The sequence below is a fragment of the Streptococcus sp. 714 genome (assembly GCF_013277115.1).
In the GTDB taxonomy this organism is placed as follows: Bacteria; Bacillota; Bacilli; order Lactobacillales; family Streptococcaceae; genus Streptococcus.
In genome coordinates, this window is record NZ_VMMH01000009.1 from 43679 (window position 1) to 69737 (window position 26059).

Annotated in this window: 20 protein-coding genes and 1 pseudogene; 7 read left to right on the forward strand and 14 right to left on the reverse strand. The window is 41.1% G+C overall.

Features of this window, described 5'->3' with window-relative positions; translation table 11 throughout:
• Positions 1–23: 23 nt before the first annotated feature.
• The gene (locus tag HT718_RS03860; protein ID WP_173267403.1) at positions 24–1271 is read right to left on the reverse strand and encodes a transporter; all 1248 of its coding nucleotides are present in this window, start codon (positions 1269–1271) and stop codon (positions 24–26) included.
• Between the two features lie 198 nt (positions 1272–1469).
• Entirely contained in the window at positions 1470–2321 is an 852-nt protein-coding gene (locus HT718_RS03865) for an Rgg/GadR/MutR family transcriptional regulator (protein ID WP_173267405.1), read from the reverse strand.
• 124 nt (positions 2322–2445) lie between these two features.
• Between HT718_RS03865 and HT718_RS03870 the strand changes: the two genes are divergently transcribed.
• Positions 2446–2787, forward strand: a complete 342-nt coding sequence (locus HT718_RS03870; protein ID WP_001204052.1) for a metal-sulfur cluster assembly factor — start codon at positions 2446–2448, stop codon at positions 2785–2787.
• 83 nt (positions 2788–2870) lie between these two features.
• On the opposite strand, the pseudogene ilvD reads toward HT718_RS03870, so the two are convergent.
• Positions 2871–4657, reverse strand: a pseudogene (gene ilvD, locus HT718_RS03875) (dihydroxy-acid dehydratase).
• Between the two features lie 184 nt (positions 4658–4841).
• On the opposite strand from ilvD, the gene HT718_RS03880 reads away from it, so the two are divergent.
• The 5 genes from HT718_RS03880 to HT718_RS03900 all read left to right on the forward strand — a co-directional run bounded on the left by HT718_RS03880 (position 4842) and on the right by HT718_RS03900 (position 7253).
• A complete protein-coding gene (locus HT718_RS03880; RefSeq protein WP_125454807.1) occupies positions 4842–5849 on the forward strand; it encodes an SPFH domain-containing protein in 1008 nt (335 codons plus the stop codon).
• 2 nt (positions 5850–5851) lie between these two features.
• Positions 5852–6052 carry a PTS ascorbate transporter subunit IIC gene (locus HT718_RS03885; RefSeq protein WP_000796544.1) on the forward strand — a complete coding sequence of 67 codons (201 nt, stop codon included), beginning with the start codon at positions 5852–5854 and terminating at the stop codon, positions 6050–6052.
• 151 nt (positions 6053–6203) lie between these two features.
• Positions 6204–6386, forward strand: a complete 183-nt coding sequence (rpmF, locus tag HT718_RS03890) for a 50S ribosomal protein L32 (RefSeq protein WP_000290417.1) — start codon at positions 6204–6206, stop codon at positions 6384–6386.
• A 15-nt stretch (positions 6387–6401) separates the two neighbouring features.
• Positions 6402–6551 (forward strand): 50S ribosomal protein L33, encoded by a 150-nt coding sequence (rpmG, locus tag HT718_RS03895; RefSeq protein ID WP_001265622.1) that lies wholly within the window; start codon positions 6402–6404, stop codon positions 6549–6551.
• Between the two features lie 138 nt (positions 6552–6689).
• Positions 6690–7253, forward strand: a complete 564-nt coding sequence (locus HT718_RS03900; protein WP_173267409.1) for a hypothetical protein — start codon at positions 6690–6692, stop codon at positions 7251–7253.
• A gap of 100 nt (positions 7254–7353) precedes the next feature.
• Here the strand turns inward: HT718_RS03900 and HT718_RS03905 are convergent, their stop codons facing one another.
• The 3 genes from HT718_RS03905 to HT718_RS03915 all read right to left on the reverse strand — a co-directional run bounded on the left by HT718_RS03905 (position 7354) and on the right by HT718_RS03915 (position 11236).
• A complete protein-coding gene (locus tag HT718_RS03905; RefSeq protein ID WP_173267411.1) occupies positions 7354–8955 on the reverse strand; it encodes a type I restriction-modification system subunit M in 1602 nt (533 codons plus the stop codon).
• A gap of 95 nt (positions 8956–9050) precedes the next feature.
• Positions 9051–10154 (reverse strand): restriction endonuclease subunit S, encoded by a 1104-nt coding sequence (locus tag HT718_RS03910; protein ID WP_173267413.1) that lies wholly within the window; start codon positions 10152–10154, stop codon positions 9051–9053.
• Between the two features lie 11 nt (positions 10155–10165).
• Positions 10166–11236 carry an AbiH family protein gene (locus tag HT718_RS03915; RefSeq protein ID WP_173267415.1) on the reverse strand — a complete coding sequence of 357 codons (1071 nt, stop codon included), beginning with the start codon at positions 11234–11236 and terminating at the stop codon, positions 10166–10168.
• Positions 11237–11495: 259 nt separating this feature from the next.
• Here HT718_RS03915 and HT718_RS03920 point away from each other — a divergent pair, with 259 nt between their 5' ends.
• A complete protein-coding gene (locus tag HT718_RS03920) occupies positions 11496–12737 on the forward strand; it encodes a Fic family protein (RefSeq protein ID WP_173267417.1) in 1242 nt (413 codons plus the stop codon).
• A gap of 2 nt (positions 12738–12739) precedes the next feature.
• Here the strand turns inward: HT718_RS03920 and HT718_RS03925 are convergent, their stop codons facing one another.
• The 8 genes from HT718_RS03925 to HT718_RS03960 all read right to left on the reverse strand — a co-directional run bounded on the left by HT718_RS03925 (position 12740) and on the right by HT718_RS03960 (position 25950).
• A complete protein-coding gene (locus HT718_RS03925) occupies positions 12740–16108 on the reverse strand; it encodes a type I restriction endonuclease subunit R (protein WP_240147347.1) in 3369 nt (1122 codons plus the stop codon).
• Positions 16109–16441: 333 nt separating this feature from the next.
• A complete protein-coding gene (locus HT718_RS03930) occupies positions 16442–17689 on the reverse strand; it encodes a toxic anion resistance protein (protein ID WP_173267419.1) in 1248 nt (415 codons plus the stop codon).
• A gap of 21 nt (positions 17690–17710) precedes the next feature.
• Positions 17711–18517, reverse strand: coding sequence for a hypothetical protein (locus HT718_RS03935; RefSeq protein WP_173267421.1), 807 nt, complete (start codon positions 18515–18517; stop codon positions 17711–17713).
• A gap of 918 nt (positions 18518–19435) precedes the next feature.
• Positions 19436–20047: a 30S ribosomal protein S4 gene (gene rpsD / locus HT718_RS03940; protein WP_000092756.1), complete on the reverse strand. Its 612-nt coding sequence runs from the start codon at positions 20045–20047 to the stop codon at positions 19436–19438.
• 194 nt (positions 20048–20241) lie between these two features.
• On the reverse strand, positions 20242–21294 hold the full coding sequence (locus HT718_RS03945; RefSeq protein ID WP_173267423.1) for a HAMP domain-containing sensor histidine kinase: 1053 nt from the start codon (positions 21292–21294) through the stop codon (positions 20242–20244).
• Complete coding sequence (locus tag HT718_RS03950; protein ID WP_173267425.1) at positions 21291–21989, reverse strand: response regulator transcription factor; 699 nt, start codon at positions 21987–21989, stop codon at positions 21291–21293. Before HT718_RS03950 ends, HT718_RS03945 begins: the two co-directional genes overlap by 4 nt.
• Before the next feature lie 123 nt (positions 21990–22112).
• Positions 22113–24818: a fibronectin-binding SSURE repeat-containing protein gene (locus HT718_RS03955; RefSeq protein ID WP_173267427.1), complete on the reverse strand. Its 2706-nt coding sequence runs from the start codon at positions 24816–24818 to the stop codon at positions 22113–22115.
• Positions 24819–24933: 115 nt separating this feature from the next.
• Positions 24934–25950, reverse strand: coding sequence for a glycosyltransferase family 2 protein (locus HT718_RS03960; protein ID WP_173267429.1), 1017 nt, complete (start codon positions 25948–25950; stop codon positions 24934–24936).
• Positions 25951–26059: the final 109 nt, after the last annotated feature.

The window sequence follows — 26059 nt, forward strand, 5'->3', positions numbered from 1 at the left end:
TTTGAAGAGATTTTCGAAGAGTATTAGATATCATTTTTGAGATTAAGACCTGTCAAAAGAATAGCTATCAAGGAAAGACCAACAAATAGCATCCAAGTCAACTGTATATTCCATACAGCTATAAGTGAAAAACAAGCTGTCCCCACAGGTATGGATAAGGTGAACAATAAACCTAAAAAATTACTGGTACGAGCTAGAACCTCTGGAGCTAGATTTTTCAGGAGCAAGGCACTAATCTTTGGTTGAACTTTACCAGACACATACAGAGTTGAACAGATAAATAGTAAACCAAGTACGACTTGATTGAATAAATTAGCTAGACCAACTAGACTGAGTCCTACGGTCACCCACATCATCAATCTAGGCAAGGACTGCTTCCCAAAATAATCATTGCCCGTAAGGCTACTGATGATGATTGCTAACAAAGCACAGAATTGACTGATAAATAATGCCTCTGTGTAAGAAAAGTCCAAAAGAGAATGGCTCAAAAAGAAGATGTTATAGATGCTTCCTAAAGCGCCACCCAAGGCATTGATAAGCAAGACAGCAAAGAGCATGAAGCCAAAGTTTTTCTGTCCACCTTTAAGAAAAACGAGACGTAAATTTCGATAAATCGTTAGGAACTGGTCTTTGATAGATAGCTTCTCATTTTTTAGTGATTTACCATCAGCAGCTGAAATTGACAGGCTTAATTTGCTTCTTCCTAAAAAGAGGATCACGGCTGATACGAGGAAAAAACAGGCATTGATTCCCGCAACGAGAGAAAAATTGTTGACCGATAAACCTAAAAGCCAGACTCCAAAAGCTTGACCACCAATAGCTGAAATATAGGTGATAAACTGTGAAAAAGAATAAGCTTCCATCAAATCCTCTTCAGCTACTTTTTCCTTAATAAGAGGCATGCGCAAGCCACCTGCAAAATCACTGATGACATCACTGATTACATTGATTAAACACAGGCTAGAAAAGGCAAATAGACTAGCTTGATGAACAACTAGGGCTGCCAGAAAAAATAAAACCGCCTGAAACAAACCGCTATAGACCATCCATTTGACCTTATCCCTCGTATAATCTGCCCGAATCCCTACAAAAACTGTAAAGAAAGTCGGAAGAATCATGACAATATTGGCCATAGCAACCGCAAAAGAGGCTTGTGGCAAGGTCGATGCATAGACGATAAATACCAGATTGAAAATCGAAGCACCAAAAGCATTGAATAAGCGTGACAAAGTCAAAAGACGATAAGCTTGATTTCTGAACAATAGTTTCATAGGTCATCTCCCTTCTTGTTATAATCACTATATTAAGCATGGCTATAGTATAGCACTTAGAAATTGAAAGGGAAAACTTTTGAATATATGCAACACACAAAATAAGCAAAAAAAACGATAGAACTTTTGTAATGACCTGAGAGAGGGCAAGAGTTTTATCGCTTAAATTTTCAAATTATTTTTTTAGTTTGCAGATATTCAACAGTCGGTTGTTTTTCTATAGTATTCGGCAGATTTGTGACAGCCAAGCATCTCAAAAATATGGACAGCATCCTCCATCTTTTTCTGACCTTCCTTGACTCTGCCTTGCTTGCTATCAAGGAGACCTTCCGCCCACAAATAGACAATTCGGAAATAGGTCTCATTTTCCTTGTAGAAATGCTCTTTGATGACACGTTTAAAATAAGAGGCATTGGTAAATTCTTCACACTCAATGCTGGCTAAAAAACCATTCAATAGCATAGTGTGAAAAAGGTTTCGATTACCAGACATTTCCATTAGAAAATCAGATTTTAGGACCATTTCTCGTACATACCTAGTAAAAAGAGAAACAGATAAAAATGGCGAACTGACTGAAAACAAATTAAGTTCATAGATTCCCCAAATCTCGGTAGAAAACAAATAGTCATGAAGGACTTTCCCTTCCTCTGCCGTTAACTCAACCGTTTCATCCATACTCTTCATATAAGACTTGATAATAATGGCATTTAGAATATGTTTCTGTTTGTTTTGAGAATGGGCATGCTTTTGATACTCCTTGCGATACAAGTCTTCAAGAGGTGCTATATTCTTTAGGTCCAAGACATCTGTAATTTCTTTTCTCAACTCAGAATCTGTATCATACTGAAAACCTCTCGCAAGAAAGAGAATTTCCTCTACACTGGCAGATATATTTTCTAGAGCAAATAGAAACTTTTCCACCGAAAGCTCACTCTGACCTGTTTCAAATCGGGACAACATGGACGGTGAAAATTGTCCCCCAGTCGCCTGTCTCAGCGAGATATTTCTTGACTCTCGTAATTGTCTAAAGACCTTTCCAATCTGCTCCATAGACTTCTCCTTAATTCGGTGTTTTATTTATGTTATCATATTTTTTCAGAAAATTCATCAAAAACTTGCCAAATTGTCAGAATTATGAGAAAATAGAGGATATTTATCACGTGGAGGGACTGTTATGAGAGACGATATCAAAATCAATGACCGCGCTTTGGCCTTGCAAGACCAAATTATCGAAAAACTAGAGAAGGTTTTTGATACAGATGTGGAATTGGATGTTTACAATCTAGGATTGATTTATGAAATCAATCTGGACGAAACGGGTCTCTGCAAGATTGTCATGACCTTCACCGACACTGCCTGCGATTGTGCAGAAAGTTTGCCTATTGAAATCGTTGCAGGTCTCAAACAAATCGAGGGTATCGAAGATGTCAAGGTTGAAGTTACCTGGTCGCCTGCCTGGAAGATCACACGAATTAGTCGCTACGGCCGCATTGCCCTTGGACTGCCACCTCGTTAAGCAGGCAAATCACTTTTGAAGATGAAAATAAGCAAGCCGAAGTTGGCTTGCTTTTTGATACTCAATGAAAATCAAAGAGCAAACTAGGAAACTAGCTGCAGGCTGTACTTGAGTACGGCAAGGCGACGTTGACGTGGTTTGAATTTGATTTTCGAAGAGTATGAGTTTATTTTTTACCTGACTTGTCCATATTCCAGAAGTCTGTCACGGCTCCACGTGAAGCAGATGATACGATATGAGCGTATTTACCGAGGACACCACGGCTGTAAAGTGGTGGCAAGGTTGTTTCTGCCTTACGTTTTTCAAGTTCTTCTTCAGATACGGCCATGGAAATTTCTTTGGTATCTTGGTCAACCGTAACGATATCGCCTGTACGAAGGTAAGCAATCGGTCCACCATCCTGAGCTTCAGGAGCGATATGTCCGACAACCAGACCATAAGTACCACCAGAGAAACGACCATCTGTCAAGAGGGCAACCTTGTCTCCTTGACCTTTACCAACGATCATGGATGAAAGTGACAGCATCTCAGGCATACCAGGACCACCCTTAGGTCCAACGAAACGGACAACAACTACATCGCCATCAACGATTTCATCTGTTAGAACGGCCTGAATAGCATCTTCTTCTGAGTCAAAGACCTTAGCTGGTCCAACGTGGCGACGCACTTTAACACCTGATACTTTGGCAACCGCACCGTCAGGGGCAAGGTTTCCGTTCAAGATGATCAGCGGACCATCTGCACGTTTTGGATTGTCAAGTGGCATAATGACTTTTTGACCTGGTGTCAGGTCTGCAAAGTCAGCCAAGTTCTCAGCAACTGTCTTACCAGTACATGTGATGCGGTCGCCATGAAGGAAGCCATTTGCCAAGAGATATTTCATAACCGCAGGCACACCACCGACTTCATAGAGGTCTTGGAAGACATACTGACCAGATGGTTTCAAGTCGGCCAAGTGAGGTACGCGCTCTTGGATTGTATTAAAGTCCTCAAGTGACAAATCAACATTAGCCGCATGGGCAATAGCAAGCAAGTGAAGAGTAGCGTTTGTAGAACCACCAAGAGCCATGGTTACAGTGATGGCATCTTCAAAGGCTTCACGAGTCAAGATATCTGATGGTTTGAGACCAAGTTCCAACATCTTAACAACAGCACGTCCTGCTGCTTCGATATCTTCTTTCTTATCAGCTGATTCAGCTGGGTGAGATGAAGAACCTGGCAAACTCATACCCAGAACTTCGATAGCAGTCGCCATGGTATTAGCTGTGTACATACCACCACAGCCACCAGGGCCAGGGCAGGCATTACATTCAAGACGTTTCACGTCCTCAGCTGTCATATCACCGTGGTTCCATTTTCCGATACCCTCAAAAACAGAAACCAAGTCAATGTCTTTGCCATCAAGATTTCCCGGTGCAATAGTTCCACCATAGGCGAAAATAGCTGGAATGTCCATGTTGGCAATAGCAATCATAGAACCAGGCATGTTCTTATCACAGCCACCGATAGCGACGAAGGCATCCACGTTGTGACCACCCATAGCCGCCTCGATAGAGTCCGCAATAATATCACGAGATGTCAAAGAGAAACGCATACCAGGCGTTCCCATAGCAATCCCGTCCGCTACAGTGATAGTCCCAAACTGCACAGGCCAAGCACCTGCGGATTTGACACCTTCTTTCGCCAATTTCCCAAAATCATGCAAGTGGATGTTACATGGCGTATTTTCCGCCCAAGTTGAAATCACTCCCACAATCGGTGTTTCAAAGTCCTTATCTGTCATACCAGTCGCACGAAGCATGGCACGGTTTGGTGATTTTACCATGCTATCATAAATGCTACTGCGGTGACGTTTATCTAATTCAGTCATCTTATCCCTCCCATTTCAGTTTTTACTATTATAGCACATTTTAAAAGCAATGAACAGAAGAAAATTCTTGAATTTTCAGAATATTCTATACAGCAATATTTTCTTTAAATTTTTTACATTTATTTCTTGACTTTATAAATTAAAGTGATATCATTTAGATATCAAATGATAGGAGGTCATTCTTATGACTGAAAAACTCATCAATTCAAAACCAAATGGTGTATTCGCATTGATTCTCATTGAGTTGACACTCGTACTTGGTGTCTTTATACTTATAATGGGTGCTGGTTCGGAAAACATTTTTGGAATTATTATCGGACTTTTACTAAGCCTAATTGCAGGCCTAGCTCATGCTGGTTTAAAAGTTGTCAAACCTCAGGAGGCTCTGGTTCTTACACTCTTTGGTAACTATACAGGTACCATCAAAGAACCTGGTTTTTACTTTGTCAATCCCTTCAGCGTAGCAGTTAACCCTGCAAACCACACTCGACTTGGACAAAGTGGTGACGTTAGCACGAAATCTCCTTTTTCAGGGATGAAATCATCAAATGGCAATGATGTAAATCTTGAAATTGGCAAGAAACAGATTTCCCTCAAGGTTATGACCTTGAGCAATTCTCGCCAAAAAATCAATGATTGTCTAGGAAATCCTGTAGAAATAGGAATTGCCGTTACTTGGCGTGTAGTCGATACTGCTAAGGCAGTTTTCAACGTTGACAACTACAAAGAATATCTTTCATTGCAATGTGATAGTGCCCTTCGTAATATTGTCCGCATCTATCCTTACGATGTGTCTCCTAATGTGGATACTACAGGTGACGGGCAAGCAGATGAAGGTAGTCTCCGTGGCTCTAGCGAAATTGTTGCTAACCGTATTCGTGAAGAAATCCAAAGTCGTGTTGAGGATGCTGGCTTGGAAATCCTTGAGGCACGTATCACTTACCTAGCTTATGCACCAGAAATTGCTGCCGTTATGCTTCAACGCCAACAAGCATCTGCCATTATTGATGCACGTAAGATGATTGTAGATGGTGCTGTAGGAATGGTTGAAATGGCACTAGAACGGCTCAATGAAGGGGAATTGGTAGAGCTTGACGAAGAACGAAAAGCTGCCATGGTTTCAAATCTCCTAGTCGTCCTCTGTGGAAATCATGATGCACAACCAATTGTCAACACAGGAAGTCTTTACTAAAGATGGCTGAAGCTAAAAAAAAGCAAATTCCCCTTCGACTCTCAACAAAGTTATACGCTGCACTTGCATCATGGGCAGAAGACGACTTTCGTTCAGTCAATGGGCAAATCGAATATCTCCTCACAGAATGTGTCAAGCAACGGAAGAAAGACGGAAAATACGTATCAGAAACCATTGACGAACCATTTGAAATTGATATTTAACACCTTCTCCTGTCTGCTGGGTCGGACAGGAGAATTTTTTCATCTTTTTTTGTCAAGTAACTTTACTTTACAAAAAAAATGTGTTATTCTAATATGGTTGATGAAAATCAGTAGATTGAATCGAATATAAATACCTAAAGGAGAAATCAAAATGGCAGTACCTGCACGTCGCACTTCAAAAGCGAAGAAAAACAAACGTCGTACACACTACAAAGTAACAGCTCCATCTGTAAACTTTGACGAAACTACTGGAGATTACTCACGTTCTCACCGTGTATCACTTAAAGGATACTACAAAGGACGTAAAATCGCTAAAGCTGCATCAGCTGAATAATAGAAGGGAGATACCATGCGCGTAAATATTACACTTGAACACAAAGAATCTGGTGAACGCTTGTACCTTACTTCTAAAAACAAACGTAACACTCCAGACCGTCTTCAATTGAAGAAATACTCACCAAAACTTCGCAAACACGTTGTGTTTACAGAAGTTAAGTAATAGGTCATTCCGTTTCATGACTTACACCCTATTAGTTAGACAAAAATATCTAGCTGATGGGGTGTTTTATTATAAAACTAACATTACATAGTCTTTCTCTATATTCTTTCAATTAATAATATTTAAGGAGAAACATTTATGAAAATAAAATTTAAAGAAAACAATACCATTACTTCGATAAAATACAAATCTTTTTTATTTGTAAAATTGCCACTACTAGCTATTTTGTACGCAGTTGTTATCAACTTCATACTTAGTTTTAAGCTAACAGCTATAAATGACTTGCTAACGTCTAAAGGCATTATCCCTTTAATCTTAATTATTCTACTAGCTTATCTCACCTTCAAGAACTATGCTTCTTTTAATAACTTACGTGAAAATTATAAAGCTAAGAATATTGATGGTATTAATATACTGGTAAAACTTATTCGCATAAACGATAGAGTTAAAGTCAGAGAGCTTGGATTTAATAAGACAATCTATAACTACACATTTTCATGGGAAGATATCATTTTCCCTGCCATTAACAACAATATAAACGGCTCAAAACTTGAACCACTTGTTAAAAAATATTCTTTACAAGTACTGTCTATGAATATTCCTGCCAAAATGATTGGGAATGTGATCTATGTTGATACAAAGGTATTGGAAGAATGTATAGAAAATGAAGTTGAAGAAAGAAGTAAACTTTCAAACATTTAAGGATGAACTTTGTTGCAGTCATCAATAACAAAAAATGACAATAGATTTTCTACTGTCATTTTATTTTTCTAAATTTTTAGCAGAGTATTCTCACAAGTCCCTAAATTTCATTCAACTTTTCGAGATAGGCGGTTAATTCTGCTTGGGCTTCTGGTGTTGTGCCTACTAGTTGGCTGCGCATGTGGGCGAGTCTGGCTTCTACCTCTCCAATCTCTTTATCAATCTCTGCGAGCTGGTCTGCGAGGTCGGCTAGGGGAACAACGGGTTCTTCCTCAAAGGTATCGACATAGCGTGGAATGTTGAGGTTGTAGTCATTTTCGACAATCTCTTCAAAGCTGGCTAGATGGGCGAACTTCTCGACATTCTCGCGTTTTTGATAAGTCTCCAAAATCTTGGCAATATGGTCTTCGGTCATATTGTTTTGATTTTTCCCTTTTTCAAACTCTTTTGAGGCATCGATAAAGAAGACATCCTTATTGGTGCGATTCTTTTTAAGGATGATAATAGTTGTCGGAATAGAGGTGTTGTAGAAGATATTTGCTGGCAAGCCGATAACTGTATCAATAGCGCCTTCTTCTAGCAGGTGCTGGCGAATCTTCTGCTCAGCTGCTCCTCGAAAGAGAACTCCGTGAGGGAGGACGATGGCCATGACACCATTGTGCTTGAGATGGTAAAAACCGTGAAGGAGGAAGGCAAAATCTGCTTTAGACTTAGGCGCCAGAACTCCATAACTTGAAAAGCGAGGATCTTGCAGGAAGCCACTATCTGCTGACCACTTCAGTGAATAGGGTGGGTTCATCAAAACCCCATCAAAGTCTGTCGGCTCGGTCGTCGGCCAATCTTCGTCTAGGGTATCGTGGTTGCTGAGGTGATAGTTCTCAATCGCGATCCCATGAAGCATCATGTTCATACGAGCAAGGTTGAAGGTAGAAGTAATCAACTCTTGACCGTAGTAAGAAATCGTCGAAGCTTCCTTACTATAGCGCTTGGCATTGAGCAAGAGAGAACCAGAACCCATAGTCGGGTCGTAAACTGACATCCCCTTTTGATGCTCACGACCTGCAAAGACAATCTGAGTCATAAGATGAGAGACTGCTTGAGGTGTATAGAACTCACCAGCCTTTTTCCCAGAATCACTGGCAAACTGGCCTATCAAGTACTCATAAGCATCACCCAAGATATCACCAGCATGACCAGAGACATTGAGGTCGTTGAGCTGTTTCATAACCTCAGAGATGGTCTTGTTTTGCTTTTGTGGGGTGTTGCCTAGCTTTTTAGCATAGAGGTCAATATCTTCGAAGAGATTTTCAAATTTTTCATTGGCTTGCTCAATATCACGGAAACTTTGGGCTAGGGATTCTAGCTGGAAGGTTCCTTCATGGATAGACTGAACCAGCTTGGTAAAGGTCAGAGAAGGCTCAATCACATAGCCCAGATCGTCATTTAAGACCTCGATGAGGTCTTCACTGACATCTGCATCCGCAAAGTTTTCCTCGTAGAGAAGCTGGGCTTGCTGGAAGGACTCAAAGGTCTCGTCCAAGTTATCGCAGACGGCTTGGAGGATGTTGTCGGATAGGTACTTGTAGAAAATCAAGCCCAAGAGGTAGGACTTGTATTCATTGGCTTCCATCTGGCCACGCAGGATATCTGCCGCATTCCAGAGGGATTGGTAGAGTTCTCTTGATAAATCTGTTTGTGACATAGGGTCTCCTATCAATTTCTACTTTCATTCGTTTAGTGTAGCTTTTTATGGTCTTGGTATCTTATGAATTGAACACGACCTAAAAGCTGGGTATCTCAGATAAACATTTTTCTGAGTAAGGTTTGTTTGCTTTCTTTGAGTTGGTTGACTTTTTCCTCTTGTTTGGCAATAGTCTTATCTAGGTCTTGGAAGAAAGAACCGATGGCCTCTTGTTCAGGGAGAGAGGGCAACATAATATTTACTTTTTTTAAAACTTCCCTTGTTAATTGAGGCTGTGCCCCACCTGTAACAAAAGGTTTAAAATTAAACGATAGACAAAAAGCATACAAAAATGGCTTAATAATATTAGCTTGCTTCTCAACATTAACAACCATTGAATTACCTGTAATCCAAACAGGTCCTTCAACAAAGCTTGGTGTTCCTGTTCCCTCTCCTCTCGCAGAGATGGTAACTTGATCTTCTTTATGATTGTAATCCTTATAATATCCAATATAACCATTCGCGCCAAATACTGGAAAGCCCTCTGTTAGTAACTCTTCACTAGATATTGTTTTTGGTTGATATAATTCCGATATATCTCCTAATAAAACACTAGTCCACTCATCTTCAAATCCTGCGAAGCGAAGGGCTGGTCTTGTTTGTCCTTTGGCTGGGAAGAAGAGTTTGAGGTAGGTTTTCTTCTGCTCTTTGAGCACCTCTAACTTACGCTGTTGAAGACTAATGAGCTGGTCAATATCTTGGAAGAAAGAACCAATGGCAGTTTGCTCGGGGAGGGAGGAAACGAAGACAGTAAATGACTGAATTGTTGGCAATCTTAGCGAATCAACCGTCGCCTTTACGGTATTCCTCATTGCATGCTGTTTGAAATCTTTTTTCATCTGCTGCAGTACAAACTTAGCATTAACATCTGTAAAGTTAGAGATTTTATATACACGTTGATGAACATCGAATTTCCCATTTGCATAATGGAAAATTTCTCCTAATCTTCCTTCTCCAGGTATTAAGATAGCCTCCCCATCAAAAGAATATGAATTAATTCGTTTTACTTCTTCTGAACGAATGTAAAATGGATATAATCCATCCTCAACAGAATCTTGAACATCTCTACCACCAGTTTTTATATCCGTAACTTCCCCCAACTTCACTTCATTCCACTCATCTCCAAATCCTGCAAAGCGAAGGGCTGCTTTCTTTGTCATGTTTATCCTCCTTATAGCAATTGATTGTCCCTTGTATCTATTAATCTTAGTTTATATGCTTTATATGCACCCAATTTTTTCAGAGTTCTTTTTATTTGTACTATATTTCCAAATCGGTAATAACTATCAAGTAAAATATCTGCGTTTGGAGCCTCCTTAAATATTGCTTTTAAATATGGACTGTCTACCCATCTTTGTTCTGAACGAATTCCAAAACCGATGAAATAAATTTCTTTGACAGAAGATAATCTTTCAAAAAGTTCATTGTAATTAGACAATACATTGTCAACTGGTTTCTTTAACTTTATAACAACTTCTTCAAGATATGCTCCTACATCTAGAGGATTGAAATCACTTACTTCATCATCAAAACCATGTCCAAAAATAAATTTTTCCCCACCAATAACTCCATGTAAATGAAAAACTTGCTCTTCAGGAATTCTATATAAATCCTCTAACGTTTTTGTATAATTGAAATTAATGAATAATGCATCAGAATTTTCCAAAACTGTATCTTTTAATAATTTAGACTTTAATTCATTACCCTTGGTAAGAATTCTATTCTTCCAATCAGAATATGTTTCTTCTATCCATAATTTAAATAGTTTATTTAAAGAATATAAAACATATTTAGCTAGAGTTTCTCCTATTTCATTAGCATTATTAGTCATTATACTGCCATCCAAATCTCTAGCGTTATATATACAATCTGTGTTAACAATAGACACTTTATTAAAATCTGCTAATTTCGCTTCAAAATCAGACCAAAATTTCTCAGTTTCCGTAATTTGACCCATTAACTGGTACAACAACTTATACAAACCTACATCATCTGGATATAATTCTCCCCCATCTGATCCTATTTGCATCTCAGGTATTGTATCATCATCAATTTCTCCTAGCAATATTTCTTTATCAATTCTATTGAGATATAATTTTATGGCATTTTCACTTTGCAACGACTCTAACAGTTCATCTTTTCCATAGGCCTGCTGAAAAACAAACTTTTTGAAATATAGATAATTTGTCTTTAAATCATGTGCCATATCAAAACCATTTCCGATAATAAATAATTTTTCCACTATATCCCCCTTTCTATTCTCCAATTTTTCTTATTTCTACACTTCAGGTTTTCTTTTTTGATTTCTATTCTTCAATTTTACCTATTTTTGCACTTTAGGACGTCCACCTTTCGTTCCTATTGTTCAATTTTGGCCATTTTTGCACTTTAGATAGGCAGATATACAATTCTATTATTCAATTTTGCCTATTTTGAAACAATAGAAGGGCTGATTTTGTGATATAATGTTAAAAAACGTTAAAATGCGAGGATGACTACATATGAACTATAGAGAACTTAGAAAAATATACTACAGTCATCGTGACCAATATGAGGAAGAGTATCAACTACGCTTACAAGGATACAGTTCCATTAGAACATCTCTTTATCCTCATTTAATGCAACGCGATACTGTCAAAACAAGTCAATACCCTCTATTTGTTACCCTGCATCTTGGGCTTTCCCAACTGATGGAAACTATCTCACAGCAGTCTCAACGAATTAGCGAAATAGCTGATACCCTCCCAAAGATTGCCCACGATCAGTTCTATAAAGAACAACTCTACCAATCGATTATTTCCACAAATGAAATCGAAGGTATCCATACAACTCGTAAAGAGTTGGTCGATGTGGAGAAACTCCTAGAGGAAGACCCCTATAAGACCGAACAAATCAAACATCTTTCCACCTTGCGAATGTACCAACAAATCCTTAAGGATGAATTTCTCCAAATCCAATCTCTTGAAGATATCAGAAGGATTTATGACCAATTAACGCAAGGAGAAATCTCGCCCGAGGATGAACTCGATGGAGAGTTTTTTAGGCAGAAATCGGTCTTTATCCAAGACGACAAGACTGGCAAAGTCATCTATATCCCACCTCAAAAGGAGGAACAGATTCAGGTTATGCTGACAGAGTGGATTCGTTTTATAAACGACCATTCTATCCCAAACCTTATCAAGGCTTGTGCTGGACACTATTTTTTTGAAAATATACATCCCTTCTATGACGGTAACGGTCGGACAGGACGCTATATCCTTGCCAAGTACTTGTCTAGAAAACTCGATAAATTTTCGGGGTTGGTTTTGTCCCAACAAATCAATCACCATAAGCAAGACTATTATAAAGCTTTTAGGAATACTGGCGACCATCTCAACCGTGCCGATGCTACTTTCTTCGTTGAAGCCTTGTTAACTTTTATCAAGGAAGGGCAGGAAAATATTATCCAAACCCTCCTCGAAAAGCAGGAACAACTTCATCGCTATAAAGTTAAGATAGAGCAAACAGAAGGGCTGGAGGAAGTCGAGAAATACATCTTGTTCCTACTTGCTCAGTCCAAGCTCTTTGTCGATGATAAGAGAGATGGTATAGAAGATAGAAGCATCATCCAACTGGCCAATCAGTCCAACCATCATTACTCTAAGAAAAAGGTCAAGGATGCTTTCTTGCATCTTGAAGAGAGGGGAATTTTGACCCTAATTAGTCGAAAACCTTCCCAACATTATCTTTCTGACCATTTTTAAACCTATCTCCCCCTTAGTGGTAAGATATCCTCTGAAATCACGCGCATATAGTCCTCTTTGAGGGCTTTTTTGTATTTGAGTTTTGGTAGTGCCTTGTCTCCGTGGGCTTCCTTATAGGCCAGATAGTTCTGAGAGTCTGTGATGGCTTTTTCACCATTTTGCTTATCTCGTCCGATGCGGTAGTTGTCCACTACGAACTGGAGTTCATCCTCTCCTATCTGCCAATAATCTGCCGTCTCACGAATCTTTTGCTGGGTAGTAAGCTCAATCATCTCATCCAACTTATGGATGATAGACTGTCCCTGATAACTCTTGGCATCAGCTTGGACATTCTGCCAGAGTTGAGAGATGAGGCTGGATAACTTAGGATTGGATTTGTTCAAATCTTCGATATAGTTATCTACCAGACTCTTTTCCTTTTTACCGATGAGATTTTCCCGATTTTCGATTAGGGTTTGGATGAGAGAGAGAATATAGTGATAGTTTATCTCGTCGGTGCGGATGGATTCAAGCTCATACTCTATATCCACGAGCACACCTTCATCTTCTTGGTCTTCTTTTCTGCGTCTACGGAGCTCTTCGATGACATTTTGATATTGGCCGGCAAAGTTCTCGATGTCTTCTAGGCTGAGTCCAATCTCTCTGAGAATGACTTTCTCATCATAGTCCGAATAGACTTGTATAGAGGATAGGAGCTTGTCAAATTCTTGGAAGGCCTTGGCAAAGCGTTTTAATTCTGCATCTGTAGCTGTATCCAAATCTGGCACCTGCTCTGGACTTGGAGCGATAGCCAGTAGTTGATGAACCTTCTCCATAAACTTGGCCTTCTCCTCCTGCCATTCTGGGGCTAAGACACTGGTTTCGCCACCATTTGAGTAAAGGCTCAGAGCTTCATCCACCTTTTCTTTAAAACGGTCAGGCGTTTGGAAAGTGACGATTTGACCGAATTTCTTGCCTTCATCAAAGAGGCGATTGGTTCGTGAAAAGGCCTGAATGATATGCTGGGGTTTCATGGGCTGACGGTCCATGAACAGGGTCGATAGGCAAGGGGCATCAAAGCCTGTCAACAAGCGGTCCACCACGATAACCAAGTCCAACTGTTCCTCGCGGAAAGCAAAGCGTTCTTTCTTACGGGCCAAACGGTCGTTGAGGTCACTATTGTAGGAAGCAATGGTCGCTAGGCCAAAGTGGGTGCCAAACATGGCATTGTAGTCTTCTAGACTTTCCTCCATGTAGGCTTGGTTGACATAGGAGTCTGCTTCATTTTCTGTCACAGAGTAGGTAATGGCAACCTTAGGGAAGTCTGGCAAGACCTTTTTAACATTTTCTGAAATGCTTAGAGACTTCTCCCCATTTTTGACTTGCTTAATCAGGTTATAATAGGCCTGCGCACGGGCAATGCTTTTAACGGTCAAAATGGCTTCATAGGTTTTTCCTACCCCATTTTGGAAGCCGAGTTTGCGTCTTGAGCGATTGAGAATAGCATCTAAAACGGCAAGCATGTGGCCTTCGTCATCATAACGCTCCTCGTCAATCTCATCTTCTGCCCAACCAGGCATGGTTGTCTGATACTCCACATTAAAGCCAAGAACCGCCTTGTCATGAATGGCTTCTTTGACGGTATATTGGTGGAGACAGTCACCGTACTGCTCTTCGGTCGTCTGAGCAAGGTCGCCTTTTTGTTCACGTTTATTTTCTGTAAAGATAGGAGTCCCTGTAAAACCATACCAGAGAGAATTTGTAAAGAAGTGCTCTAGGTGGCGCTGGCGTTCAGGAGTCACTGCGCGATGGCATTCATCAACGACAAAGGCTAGTTTGAGTTGCTTGATACGATTGTAGACCTTTTGGTGACGCCCTTCATCAAACTGACGAATCATAGCATTGATTTTCTGGATGGTCGTGACAACGACACGGCGGTCATCAGAAGCCAGATTTTTAACCAATTCCTGTGTATCATCGGTCTCGTCGATATCAATCATATCGTTCTCTGCGTAAGACTGAAAAGAACTGGTCGTCTGCTGGTCGAGGTCTGTCCTATCAATCACAAAGATTGTCTTTTCGATAGATGGAATCTGGAGCAGATTGCGCGAAACCTTATAGGAGGTCAAGGTCTTACCTGATCCAGTCGTATGCCAGATATAACCTGACTGGCGCTTGCGACTGGCTTCACGGATAGCCTCAATGGCATGAACCTGATAGGGGCGCAATAAAATCAAGGCCTTCTTGTCATCATCAATGACAGAATACTGCATGACCATCTCGTGGGCTCTCGGTATAGACAAGACAGACTCTGCAAAGTCAAATAGTTGAGGTTGAGGTCTATTTTCACTATCGACCCACTTGGTCAAGAAGCGCTCATTTAGCTTGTTGGCTTTGGCAGCTGCGATGTAGCGAGTGTCTGTGACATTAGAGACGACAAACATCTGAAGACTTGAAAAAATACCTCTGAACTGTCCTTCTTGGTCGTATTTTTTAATCTGACGGAAGGCATCCATATAAGGATGAGAACGGCTTTTCAGTTCGATTTGAATCATAGGCAGACCATTGATTAACAAAGTCACATCCCCACGACGCTGGCGAATCCCTTCTCCGCCTGTGATGACTTGGTTAACAACCTCATAGCTGGATTTGCCACCAGCGACATTGTTTCGCCACAAGACTTCCAAGCGAATGGTGCCTAGACTGGCGTCTTCACGTTGAACCTGCACCTTGGCAATGCCATTTTCCCCTGCTATCCACTTGGCTGCTTCGTAGAAGTTGACGAAATTGAGTTGGTTTTTGATTTGATTTTTCTCTGAATTTGTAAGGGGGTGGTCTTGCAAAATACGGACATTATTGGCTTCCAGCTTGGCAAAAAAGTTTCCCCATAGGAGGTCTTCTGTATTTAACTCAGGTCGATACACCCATTGACTTTCTCCCTTTGTCAACTGGTTGATCAAATCTCGCTCGATAGCCAATTCCTGTTTGGTTTTGGGTTTACCTGCTACAGGGATAGCAGTCTCATCTTTAGGAGAGAGTCTCTGGCTGATATGGAAATCCTGCAAGGCTGCTTGGTTGAGATGTTGTAATTTTTCAAGAAGGGCTTGCTCCGTACCTTTTATGGCTTGATAGGCTGCCGTCAGGTCTTTATCTGCATCTAGGTAGTGATGGGGATTCTTCTTTATTTGGATATAACCCTGCACCAAATCTTCTAAACGTCTCAGCTGAATAGCAAGCTGATTCTGAAGTTCCTGAGAATTGCTTCCAGATGCTTCTTTCTGGTTGATAGCTTCTAGGTATTCTACGATGGCAGCATAACTAGGCTGTAACTCAGGTGCTGAAACGATGAGTTCTTGTTCTAATTCTTTTGATAAAGTGTAAGCCATGTTCATACCCCATCCCTATAACGCAAAAAGCCTACCAAAAACATTGGTAGGTTTTGAAAATGGGTATGAAAACGCGAGTTTATATATATATATATATATGCAAGCTAGTTATTTGCTTAAATCTGAAAACCATAGGGACTCTTCCTTTTCATTCATCCAAGGCGTTGATAAGATTGAAAAACAACACCTTTACTTCCTTCTATTGTACCATAAAAGACTAGTAGTGAAAAGGTTTTCTAGGGTATTCTCTCTAAATCTGGCAAGAATTCCCTGACCTTCAAACTTCTACTAAAACAAGCAAAATCCCCTGCAAATCTATACTTACAAGGGACTTGTATGTTATTCTTGTACTTCTTTCTGGGCAGCTTTTCCTTGGTCTAGAAGGGCTTGGACGATTTTCTCATCGCGTAGTTTGACAGAATCATTGATCATTTCTGCGGACTTGACGATGGTTGTTTCTAGTTGGGCACGTTTCTGACGTCCCAACTCAATGGCAGCGACGATACCTTGGTTTTGAGCGACCAGACTTTCAGCCAGTTTGGTAACCGATTCGACAGCGACTGTCGGGCTTTGGGCAATTCTCTCCATCTGCGGAATCACTTCCTTGCTGGTTTCAGCTAGCATCTGAAGGGCAGCATTGTTGGCATTGACAATAGCATCTGCCACGACACCTGATTTCATTGATTGTTGCAAAATACCAAGTTGGGCAATGGAAAGCTTCATTGTTGGAATCGTATTGCGACGAAGCATACCCAATTTTTGGCGCATATCAGATGACACCTTCACAAGATTACGCATCTGAGGTGCTGTTGCCCAGGCCACATAGAGACGGCTGACATACTCTGTGTGTTGTTGTTCGAGGGTATTGACCACTTCAGCCATGCGGGCCAATTCTTGTGACTTGGTCTGGTATTCTACCGTACTTGTATCGAGTTGGTCAGCTTGGGCCTTCAGTTCGGCAGCGCGATTACCAGCTTCTGTCTGGCTGGCTTCGATAAAGGAAATCACTCCTACTAGATTTTCAATAGACTTAGTATTATCCTCAATCAACATCTCAGCAGAGACGATATTTCGAGCTAGGACATCTTCTTGCTTGACCACTGCGGCAGCCATGCCATCCAGCTTTTGCTCTACTGTTTTTGAGTCAAAGTAAAATTCCTGTAGGGTATTCTTGCTCTTGTTAAACAATCGTTGCAAAAAGTTTGGCTTTTCTTCTAACTCAGCAATTTCAGCGTTCTTGTATTTGACTACAAAGCCTTGCAACTCACGGTTGGTATTCTTGAGTAGATCATCCACTTGGGGAATCTGCAGTTTCTTTTGTTCTGACAAGATACGATTGACCGTATTATTCACACCTTCTACAGCAGATTGTCCAAAATCCAAAAGGGCATTTTGATTGATGACAAACTGGTCTACTAGCTGAGGCACACGCGCCTTGATTCCTTCTTGCTGCTCAGGGCTCAACTTTTCAAGGAAGGTCAAGGTCTTGTCTGAGCCAGTGTTGGTCTCGATGATTTGGGTTGTTTTATCCACCTTAGCTACCGTATTATTAGCAATCTGGTCAATATCAAAATTAAATTCTGTCATGGTTACTCCTTTATTTCTAACCTATTCCTTACGATCTTTTTCTAGGATGCGCAAACTAATATCAAAATCACGCATATCTGTTTCATTGAGTTCTCTCAAGACTTGGTCCAGCTCAAGATCAAATTGTTCGATAGCTGCTTTAGCTTGTTGCAAACGTTCTTCTGCCCGATTATAGTTTTTAGGATTGGCCTTAATCTTTAAATAGCCTTCTAAAATCGTTTGGAATTTCTCCATCTTCAAACTATGAATGGCAGTCAATTCTTCCTTATCCCCCTCGGCAGAGGTAGCAATCTTGTCTAAAATAGCCTGATGGTCAATGGCAATATTGGCCAAGGTCTGGGACAATTCCGGAGCTAATTCCTCTGGCTCCGCATTTTCAAGATCTACTTGACTTTCCCTATCCAAACGTTCTAGCTGAACATCGATATTTGCTCGTACTGTACGAACTTTTTTGTCAATACGGTTGTAGACATCAGCATTGATATAGGACTTAAGACGATCCGCCTCCTGATGAATTTTCCGCAGTTCGATTAATACTTGATTGGCCAGACTCTTATAGGATTCTGAGCCTTTTTCTACTAAAATTCCCTCTAATTGCTGAATATCCTTGTCCGCCTGACGAATCCGAGCTTTTAAAAGCTCAATCTGATCACCGAGAGAACGATCCTGCAAAAGAGGATAACGCCAACGTTTGTAGAGACGGTAACCGCCATAACCCAGTAAGACACAAGCCGCAAGCGGAAGAGCATATTGAACCAAGAGTCCCAACAAGAACAAGAAGCCCCAAAAATAGAGACAGCCTTTCCAAAAACCATTACCCGATTTCATAAACATTCCTTATTTTCAATTTATAAGTCTATTTTAGCATAAAAGAGCAAAATGAGGGCGGAAATCCCCTAGAAAAGAGTTGATTTCTTTGCTGTGGAATGAAAGCTAGTAGCGCGTATTCTGATTTCATAGGAACTGATTCAAACCACAATCACACTCTAAGGAAAGATCAAAACAAAGGCTTGAAATATCGGGGGTTGTGTGTTAGAATGGGTTTATAGTGATGATAATTGTCTAACAAGGCAACAAAAAGCCCCAACGTTCCAGCGTTGAGGGTTTTTTGGCTTATCGCCCCTTAAAGGTTATTTCTTGCGTGAGTTAAGCCATTTCTCAAACAAGGTTATCAAAATATTGACTACTAAGGGGGCTAGAAAAATTGTGATGATAATTTCTAACATCGGCAACACCTCCCTTCCTTAAAGTGAGGGGGCTAAAACATTATAACATACCAGATTTATATCATCAACATCGTGTATAAAAAACAAAAGCTTGAAATATTAGGTGTTATATGTTAGAATGAACTTACAATGTGAGTAAAGTTACAGCATATGTAACTAAAAAAGCCCATCGTGCCACCGATGGGGTTTTTTGCTCCCCTCTAAAAGGGTTAACCATTACTTCTTACGTTTCTTAAGCCATAACTTGAAAAGCTCAGATAACACGTTAATAAGTAACGGAGCTAGAAACACTGTGAGTAAAGTTTCTAACATATGTAACACCTCCCTTCCTTGAATTGAGGGGCCAAAACATTATATCACACCAAATTTATATCATCAACATCGCTTAGTTCTTGGAATAGATAGATCTAGATACACCAATAACCTTACTAGCAAATCTCTATACAAACCCAGACATCAACATTTTAAGACAAAGTAAAAAGCCCACTGTTGTAGGCTTTCTGTAAGATATTTTTTAAAATTAAAGCATTTTGTTGTAGAATTCAACGACAAGTGCTTCGTTGATTTCTGGGTTGATTTCGTCGCGTTCTGGCAAGCGAGTCAATGAACCTTCCAATTTTTCAGCGTCGAATGATACGAATGCTGGACGTCCAAGAGTAGCTTCTACTGCTTCAAGGATAGCTGGAACTTTCAATGATTTTTCACGAACTGAGATCACTTGACCTGGAGTTACGCGGTATGATGGGATATCAACGCGTTTTCCGTCAACAAGGATGTGACCGTGGTTTACGAATTGACGAGCTTGACGACGAGTAGTCGCAAGACCAAGACGGTAAACAACGTTATCCAAACGACGTTCCAAAAGAAGCATGAAGTTGAAACCTAAGATTCCGCCTTTGATTTTTGTAGCTTGTACGAACAAGTTACGGAATTGTTTTTCACCTACACCGTAAGTGAAACGAAGTTTTTGTTTTTCAGCCAATTGCAAACCGTATTCTGACAATTTAGAACGGTTGTTTGGTCCGTGTTGTCCTGGTACGTAGTTACGACGTGCCAATTCTTTACCTGTACCTGTAAGTGAAAGCCCAAGGCGACGAGCTTGTTTCCAAGATGGTCCTGTATAACGTGACATGTGAATGTCCTCCTGATATAAATAATATTTCGGTGGAAATAGTCACTTAGAAAGCCCTGATTCGTGCAGATGCCCTTCGCCTAAACAGCCAAGGTTACTTATCATAAGACACCTGTTGACGAGCTTCATGCTTTCCTGCTGATATTTCACACAAAATCCATTCTACCATGAATAGCTGGATTTGTAAAGGGGTTTTAAGCTTTATTTTCATTGCCAGAGAGATTAAGAAGGAGGGTAAAGGTGCTTCCTAGGCCGTACTGGCTACTGACTGTGATTTCTCCACCCAATTGATGGGCCAATTCACGCGCAATCGCAAGACCTAAGCCATGGCCACCTGTTTTCATGTTACGCGAAGTTTCGACACGATAAAGGCGTTTGAAAATATTCTCCAAGTCCTCTGGGGCAATCCCCTGTCCCTCATCGGTCACACTGATTGAAAGCTGGTTATTATCCAGCTTAGCCACCACTTCCAGCTTGGTTCCTGGAGCTGAGTATTTAAAAGCGTTATTGACCAGATTCACCAAAATGCGAGAAAGTTTGGCATAATCTCCCTCAATCCGGGCAGACTCTGGAATCACCTGCAAGTGGACATCTCGCTCCTCCTGCTCAATCAAGAACTGAAATTCACTCATGCACTCAATCAAAAGCTGATCCAGAAAAATACTGTCCTTGCTGGTCGTTTCCACCTGATTTCTAGCTGTATTTAGAGTCAAAAAATTCAACTCTTCAACCAGTTTATTGAGTCTTTCCGTCTGACGCCCAATGGTTGCTAGATAGTGCTCCTGTTCTCCCTCCTTGATAACCCCATCCAAAATCCCTTCTACCGTCGCTTGGATCGAAGTGATGGGGGTCTTGATATCATGCGATAGCTGGGCAATCATCAAGCCCTTTTCTCGTTCGCTTTCTTCCAAGGAATCAAAGGTCGCCTGCAAATCATGGGACATTTCATTGAAAGCTTGGCCTAATTGCTGAAATTCTACAGGACCTTGAACCTCCAGATTTGAAGGGAAATCCTTGTCCGCTACCCGCTTGGCATGTTCCTTAAGTTTGGCCAATGATGTAAAGACAGGCGACAGGAGAAAGAGACTAATACCAGCACCGACAAAACTAGCTATGAGAGTCATGCCAATCAGGAAATAAATTTCTCTTTCTTCAATTAGCATTCGCTGGATGGCCCAAAAAACTACGATAATCGTTAGAACTGTTGAAATGATATATCCCACTAAAATATAACTTTTTAATTTCATTGACTACCTCGTGCTTTCTCAATTTTGTAGCCCAAGCCCCAGACGGTTTTGATAGTAGGCGTTTCTGCACTGGCATGTTTAGCCAACTCCTGTCGAAGAGCATGAATATGAACATTCAAGGTATTGGTATCATCCACATAGTCTTCCTGCCAGACCTTTTCATAGAGGTCTGTCTTAGAGAAAACCCGCTCTGGATTGCTAGCTAAAAGCCATAGAAGTTCGAAGGATTTGACTGTCAAATCAAGCGCCACATCTCCAACTTGGACCTCATGGTTACCGTGATTCATCCGTAAATCCCCGAGACTGACGACCTCTGTCTCACCTCCACGATGAAGGCGACGTAAGATATTGTGGACACGTAAAACCAACTCACGAGGGCTAAAGGGCTTGGCAATAAAGTCATCTGCCCCTAAACTCAGGCCATAAATCTTGTCCTGCTCGCTAGTCTTGGCCGTGATAAAGAGAAAAGGCTGATCTGGAGATTGATACTGGACCTCACTAATCAAGTCATAACCATCCATCCGAGGCATCATGATATCTGTAATAATCAAATCAATCGATTTTCGCTTGAAAATTTCTAAGGCCTCTACTCCATCATGAGCCACCAAAACCTGATACCCTGCCTGAACCAGATAACGTTGATGAATATCTGTGATTTCTATCTCGTCGTCAACGAGTAAAATTGTCTTTCCCATCTGTCTCTCCTTTGAAAAAAACAGTGCTATACTACAATAGTATAACACTATTTTAATCGCTTTACGAACATTCTAATCGCTATCTGGATTTTTCAAATCCTAGATAGAAAGTCTGTAACTAGACTAGTCATTTTCCTCTTTTTTAGCTTTCAAACCGAGACCACCTAACAGTCCTGCTAAGGCGAGTCCAAAGAATCCAAGAGTAGCCATTGATGTTTGGGCTTCACCAGTATATGGAAGCATGTCTTTTTTGTCTTTCATTTGATCAGCCATCATTGGACTTGATACCTTGTTATTAGATGCCATCTTGCCTTCATCAGACATTTTGCTTGATGTTGCTGGAGCTTGGTCTTGTTTCATGCTTGGTGTTGCCATTGACTGGCTAGCATTCATGGTTTTGTCCTGCTCTTTGTTAGACATCATCTTATCCTGACTAGCAGCTGGCATTTTAGATTTCATCTCATCTTGATGAGCACTTGGCATTTGAGCGTTCATCTTAGACTTAGACGCATCTTGATGACTATTCATCATTGGAGCCGGCATAGCTGAACCATTAGAAGATGATTGCATCTGAGTAAGAGACTGATGTCCATTCAAGTTTATTGTCAAATCCTTAGTCGCTACAAGATTACTCAAATCGGCCTTGCCGTCTTTCGCACCATAAACCTTGATAGTTGCTTTATAGCTTTGAGTGCCGTTTTGTTTCAACAAGTCTAACAAATCTTTGTCAGATTTGCCTTGAGTACCTGCCAAGTCCACTTCATAGAAGTAAAGGCCTTTGCCCAATTTTTCTACTGGTGGAAGAGCTGGATTTTTAGCTGAACCGTTGTCTGACCACGGAGCCTTGTCTGAAGCTTTCAAGATAAGGCGAGTCAACATACCGTCACCAGCGAAGAATTCATATGGAATAACTTGGTTAACACCGGCTGTGAATGGACCAGGGAAGTTGGCTTTGTCCAAGTAAGTAGCTGGAACATCTACTGTGTCTTTGGTGTTATCGGCCACGCCTCTTTGCACTTCAGCTGGGGTAGTCAAGCCGTTCAAGTTCACTGTCAAATCCTTAGTCGCTACAAGATTGCTCAAGTCTGCCTTGCCGTCTTTCGCACCGTACACTTTGATAGTTGCTTTATAGCTTTGAGTGCCGTTTTGTTTCAACAAGTCTAATAAATCTTTGTCAGATTTGCCTTGAGTACCTGCCAAGTCCACTTCATAGAAGTAGAGACCTTTGCCTAATTTCTCTACTGGTGGGAGAGCTGGATTTTTAGCTGAGCCGTTGTCTGACCATGGAGCCTTGTCAGAAGCTTTCAAGATAAGGCGAGTTAACATACCATCACCAGCGAAGAATTCATATGGAATAACTTGGTTGACGCCAGCTGTGAATGGACCAGGGAAGTTAGCTTTATCTAGGTAAGTAGCTGGAACATCTACTGTGTCTTTAGTATTGTCAGCCACACCTTTTTGAACTTCAGCTGGAGTAGTTAGGCCGTTCAAGTTGACATCCAAATCCTTAGTCGCTACTAGATTAGTCAAATCGGCCTTGCCATCTTTTGCACCGTACACTTTGATAGTTGCCTTGTAGCTTTGAGTGCCATTTTGTTTCAAGAGGTCAAGAAGATCTTTATCAGATTTACCTTGGGTACCAGCCAAATCTACTTCGTAGAAGTAAAGGCCTTTGCCCAATTTTTCTACTGGTGGGAGAGCTGGATTTTTAGCTGAACCATTGTCTGACCATGGAGCCTTGTCTGAGGCTTTCAAGATAAGGCGAGTCAACATACCGTCACCAGCGAAGAACTCGTATGGGATGACTTGGTTAACACCGGCTGTGAATGGACCAGGGAAGTTAGCTTTATCTAGGTAAGTAGCTGGAACATCCACTGTGTCTTTGGTATTGTCAGCCACACCTTTTTGAACTTCAGCTGGAGTGGTCAAGCCATTCAAATTGACATTCAAATCTTTAGTCGCTACAAGATTGCTCAAATCTGCCTTGCCATCTTTCGCACCGTACACTTTAATGGTTGCCTTGTAGCTTTGCGTACCGTTTTGTTTTAACAAATCAAGTAGCTCTTTGTCAGATTTTCCTTGAGTACCTGCCAAATCTACTTCATAGAAGTAGAGGCCTTTGCCCAATTTTTCTACTGGTGGAAGGGCAGGATTTTTAGCTGAGCCGTTGTCTGACCATGGAGCTTTATCAGAAGCTTTCAAGATAAGGCGAGTCAACATACCATCTCCGGCGAAGAATTCGTATGGAATAACTTGGTTGACACCAGCTGTGAATGGACCAGGGAAGTTAGCCTTGTCCAAGTATGTAGCTGGAACGTCTACTGTGTCTTTGGTATTGTCAACCACTCCTTTTTGAACTTCGGCTGGAGTAGTTGCTGGTTGAGCCTCACTTGCTTCACGGTCTTGTCCAGAGACTGCAGGAGCAGGATTTGTCGCAGGTTTAACCGCATCTTCTGTTTCTTTCTTAGATTCTGGTTTTGCTTGCACTTCTTCTTTTGGCGCTACCACTTGGTCTTTATCAGCTACATTCACTTTTTCTGGAGAGCTTGTAGCATCCAAGCTTGCTTTAGGGGCTGAGTCTACCTGTTCTGAAGGAAGAGCTGTATCGACTGCTTCTTTGAGAACTCCTACTGGTAAGTCGCTCTTTTCACTCACCGAATCTGCGTCTGGCCCAACTTGAGCAGGGGTTGGATTGATCGCATCGGCACGTACAGAACTTGGTTGACCAACTAGGACAAAGAAGCCACTAGCCACAACAACTGAGGCAACACCGACACTAAGACGGCGAATAGACCAACGAGTATATCTTTGATTTGGATTGAATTTCATAGGATTCTCCTTAGAGTTTTTCTTTATTTGATGACTCTAGTATAATCTCCTAAAATTAAAAAGGATTAAGAAAAAGTTAAAATTTTTCTTAAATCCCTCTTATAAAATACTTATATTAATTAAATCCATAAACAGATTTGGTGATTTGATAGACGACATTGGAAAGTTTGCGAGCTGGCAAGACGGAATGTCTGGTCAAACGACTCAACATGGTCTTGCGAATGGCCTGAAAGACCTCTGGATTTTCCTGTTGAATATAGGTCCACAGCTCCCGTTTTTTGGCCAGATGCTCCGCTGTTCCAGCTCGGTTGAGCAGGGCACTAGAAATCACCGTCGTAATCTCAATATGATTCAGCAGATATTCTCGCATTTTGGGATGACTCACTTTGGACAAGTCAAGCTGGTCTACCAAGAGTCGATTGACCTTAAGTTGCTGGTCAATACGCTTAATCATCACCTTCTCATTGACAGACTGATCCTCACGCCCAATCAAATAACGATAGAAATCGACTGGCAGATAGTACATGGTCTTGACCTGCTGAAGGGGGGTAAAGACAAAGAGATTATCGACATAAAAAGTATGCTCAGGCAGTTGGAACTGACTCGCTCGCAACAAATCTGTCCGATAAATCAGCGAGTGCATCATGATATACTGGCCTTTGGAGAAATTTCCGACCTGGTCCCAGCCAAAAATCTTCTGGACAGGCAAGACTGACTCATAACTCATACTCTTCTTACGAGACTGACCTTCCTTTTCATAGACAAAATTGGTCACAAAGGCGTCCACCTCTTGACCTTCACTCTCTAGTTCCTGCAAGGTTTCCAAAATTTTCAGATAGGCACGAGGATCCACCCAGTCATCACTATCAACTACTTTAAAATAACGACCAGAAGCCTCTACCAAGCCACGATTGACCGCACCGCCATGGCCTTTATTTTCCTGATAAATGGCTCTAACGATGTTAGGATACTTGCTGGCTAAACGCTCAGCGATTTCCTGAGTCTGGTCCTGAGACCCATCATTGATAATCAAAATCTCAACTTGCTCACCACCAATCACTAGCGACTCCACACAGTAATGAAGATAGGCTGCGGCATTATAGCTAGGAATGGCGATAGACAATAACTTCATAATCTACTCCTTTAGGGGACTGATTTTTTCTTATACTCAATGAAAATCAAAGAGCAAACTAGGAAACTAGCCGCAGGTTGCTCAAAGTACAGCTTTGAGGTTGCAGATA

Bases quoted from the DNA above. Each gene is read 5' to 3' on its own strand.
- HT718_RS03955 (WP_173267427.1), bottom strand. From the start codon at position 24,818: ATGAAATTCAATCCAAATCAAAGATATACTCGTTGGTCTATTCGCCGT.
- HT718_RS03950 (WP_173267425.1), bottom strand. From the start codon at position 21,989: ATGGGAAAGACAATTTTACTCGTTGACGACGAGATAGAAATCACAGAT.
- HT718_RS03935 (WP_173267421.1), bottom strand. From the start codon at position 18,517: ATGAAATCGGGTAATGGTTTTTGGAAAGGCTGTCTCTATTTTTGGGGC.
- rpmG (WP_001265622.1), top strand. From the start codon at position 6,402: ATGCGCGTAAATATTACACTTGAACACAAAGAATCTGGTGAACGCTTG.
- HT718_RS03860 (WP_173267403.1), bottom strand. From the start codon at position 1,271: ATGAAACTATTGTTCAGAAATCAAGCTTATCGTCTTTTGACTTTGTCA.
- HT718_RS03900 (WP_173267409.1), top strand. From the start codon at position 6,690: ATGAAAATAAAATTTAAAGAAAACAATACCATTACTTCGATAAAATAC.
- HT718_RS03930 (WP_173267419.1), bottom strand. From the start codon at position 17,689: ATGACAGAATTTAATTTTGATATTGACCAGATTGCTAATAATACGGTA.
- HT718_RS03885 (WP_000796544.1), top strand. From the start codon at position 5,852: ATGGCTGAAGCTAAAAAAAAGCAAATTCCCCTTCGACTCTCAACAAAG.
- HT718_RS03910 (WP_173267413.1), bottom strand. From the start codon at position 10,154: ATGACAAAGAAAGCAGCCCTTCGCTTTGCAGGATTTGGAGATGAGTGG.
- HT718_RS03880 (WP_125454807.1), top strand. From the start codon at position 4,842: ATGACTGAAAAACTCATCAATTCAAAACCAAATGGTGTATTCGCATTG.
- HT718_RS03870 (WP_001204052.1), top strand. From the start codon at position 2,446: ATGAGAGACGATATCAAAATCAATGACCGCGCTTTGGCCTTGCAAGAC.
- HT718_RS03925 (WP_240147347.1), bottom strand. From the start codon at position 16,108: ATGAACATGGCTTACACTTTATCAAAAGAATTAGAACAAGAACTCATC.
- rpsD (WP_000092756.1), bottom strand. From the start codon at position 20,047: ATGTCACGTTATACAGGACCATCTTGGAAACAAGCTCGTCGCCTTGGG.
- HT718_RS03905 (WP_173267411.1), bottom strand. From the start codon at position 8,955: ATGTCACAAACAGATTTATCAAGAGAACTCTACCAATCCCTCTGGAAT.
- HT718_RS03865 (WP_173267405.1), bottom strand. From the start codon at position 2,321: ATGGAGCAGATTGGAAAGGTCTTTAGACAATTACGAGAGTCAAGAAAT.
- HT718_RS03960 (WP_173267429.1), bottom strand. From the start codon at position 25,950: ATGAAGTTATTGTCTATCGCCATTCCTAGCTATAATGCCGCAGCCTAT.
- rpmF (WP_000290417.1), top strand. From the start codon at position 6,204: ATGGCAGTACCTGCACGTCGCACTTCAAAAGCGAAGAAAAACAAACGT.
- HT718_RS03945 (WP_173267423.1), bottom strand. From the start codon at position 21,294: ATGAAATTAAAAAGTTATATTTTAGTGGGATATATCATTTCAACAGTT.
- HT718_RS03920 (WP_173267417.1), top strand. From the start codon at position 11,496: ATGAACTATAGAGAACTTAGAAAAATATACTACAGTCATCGTGACCAA.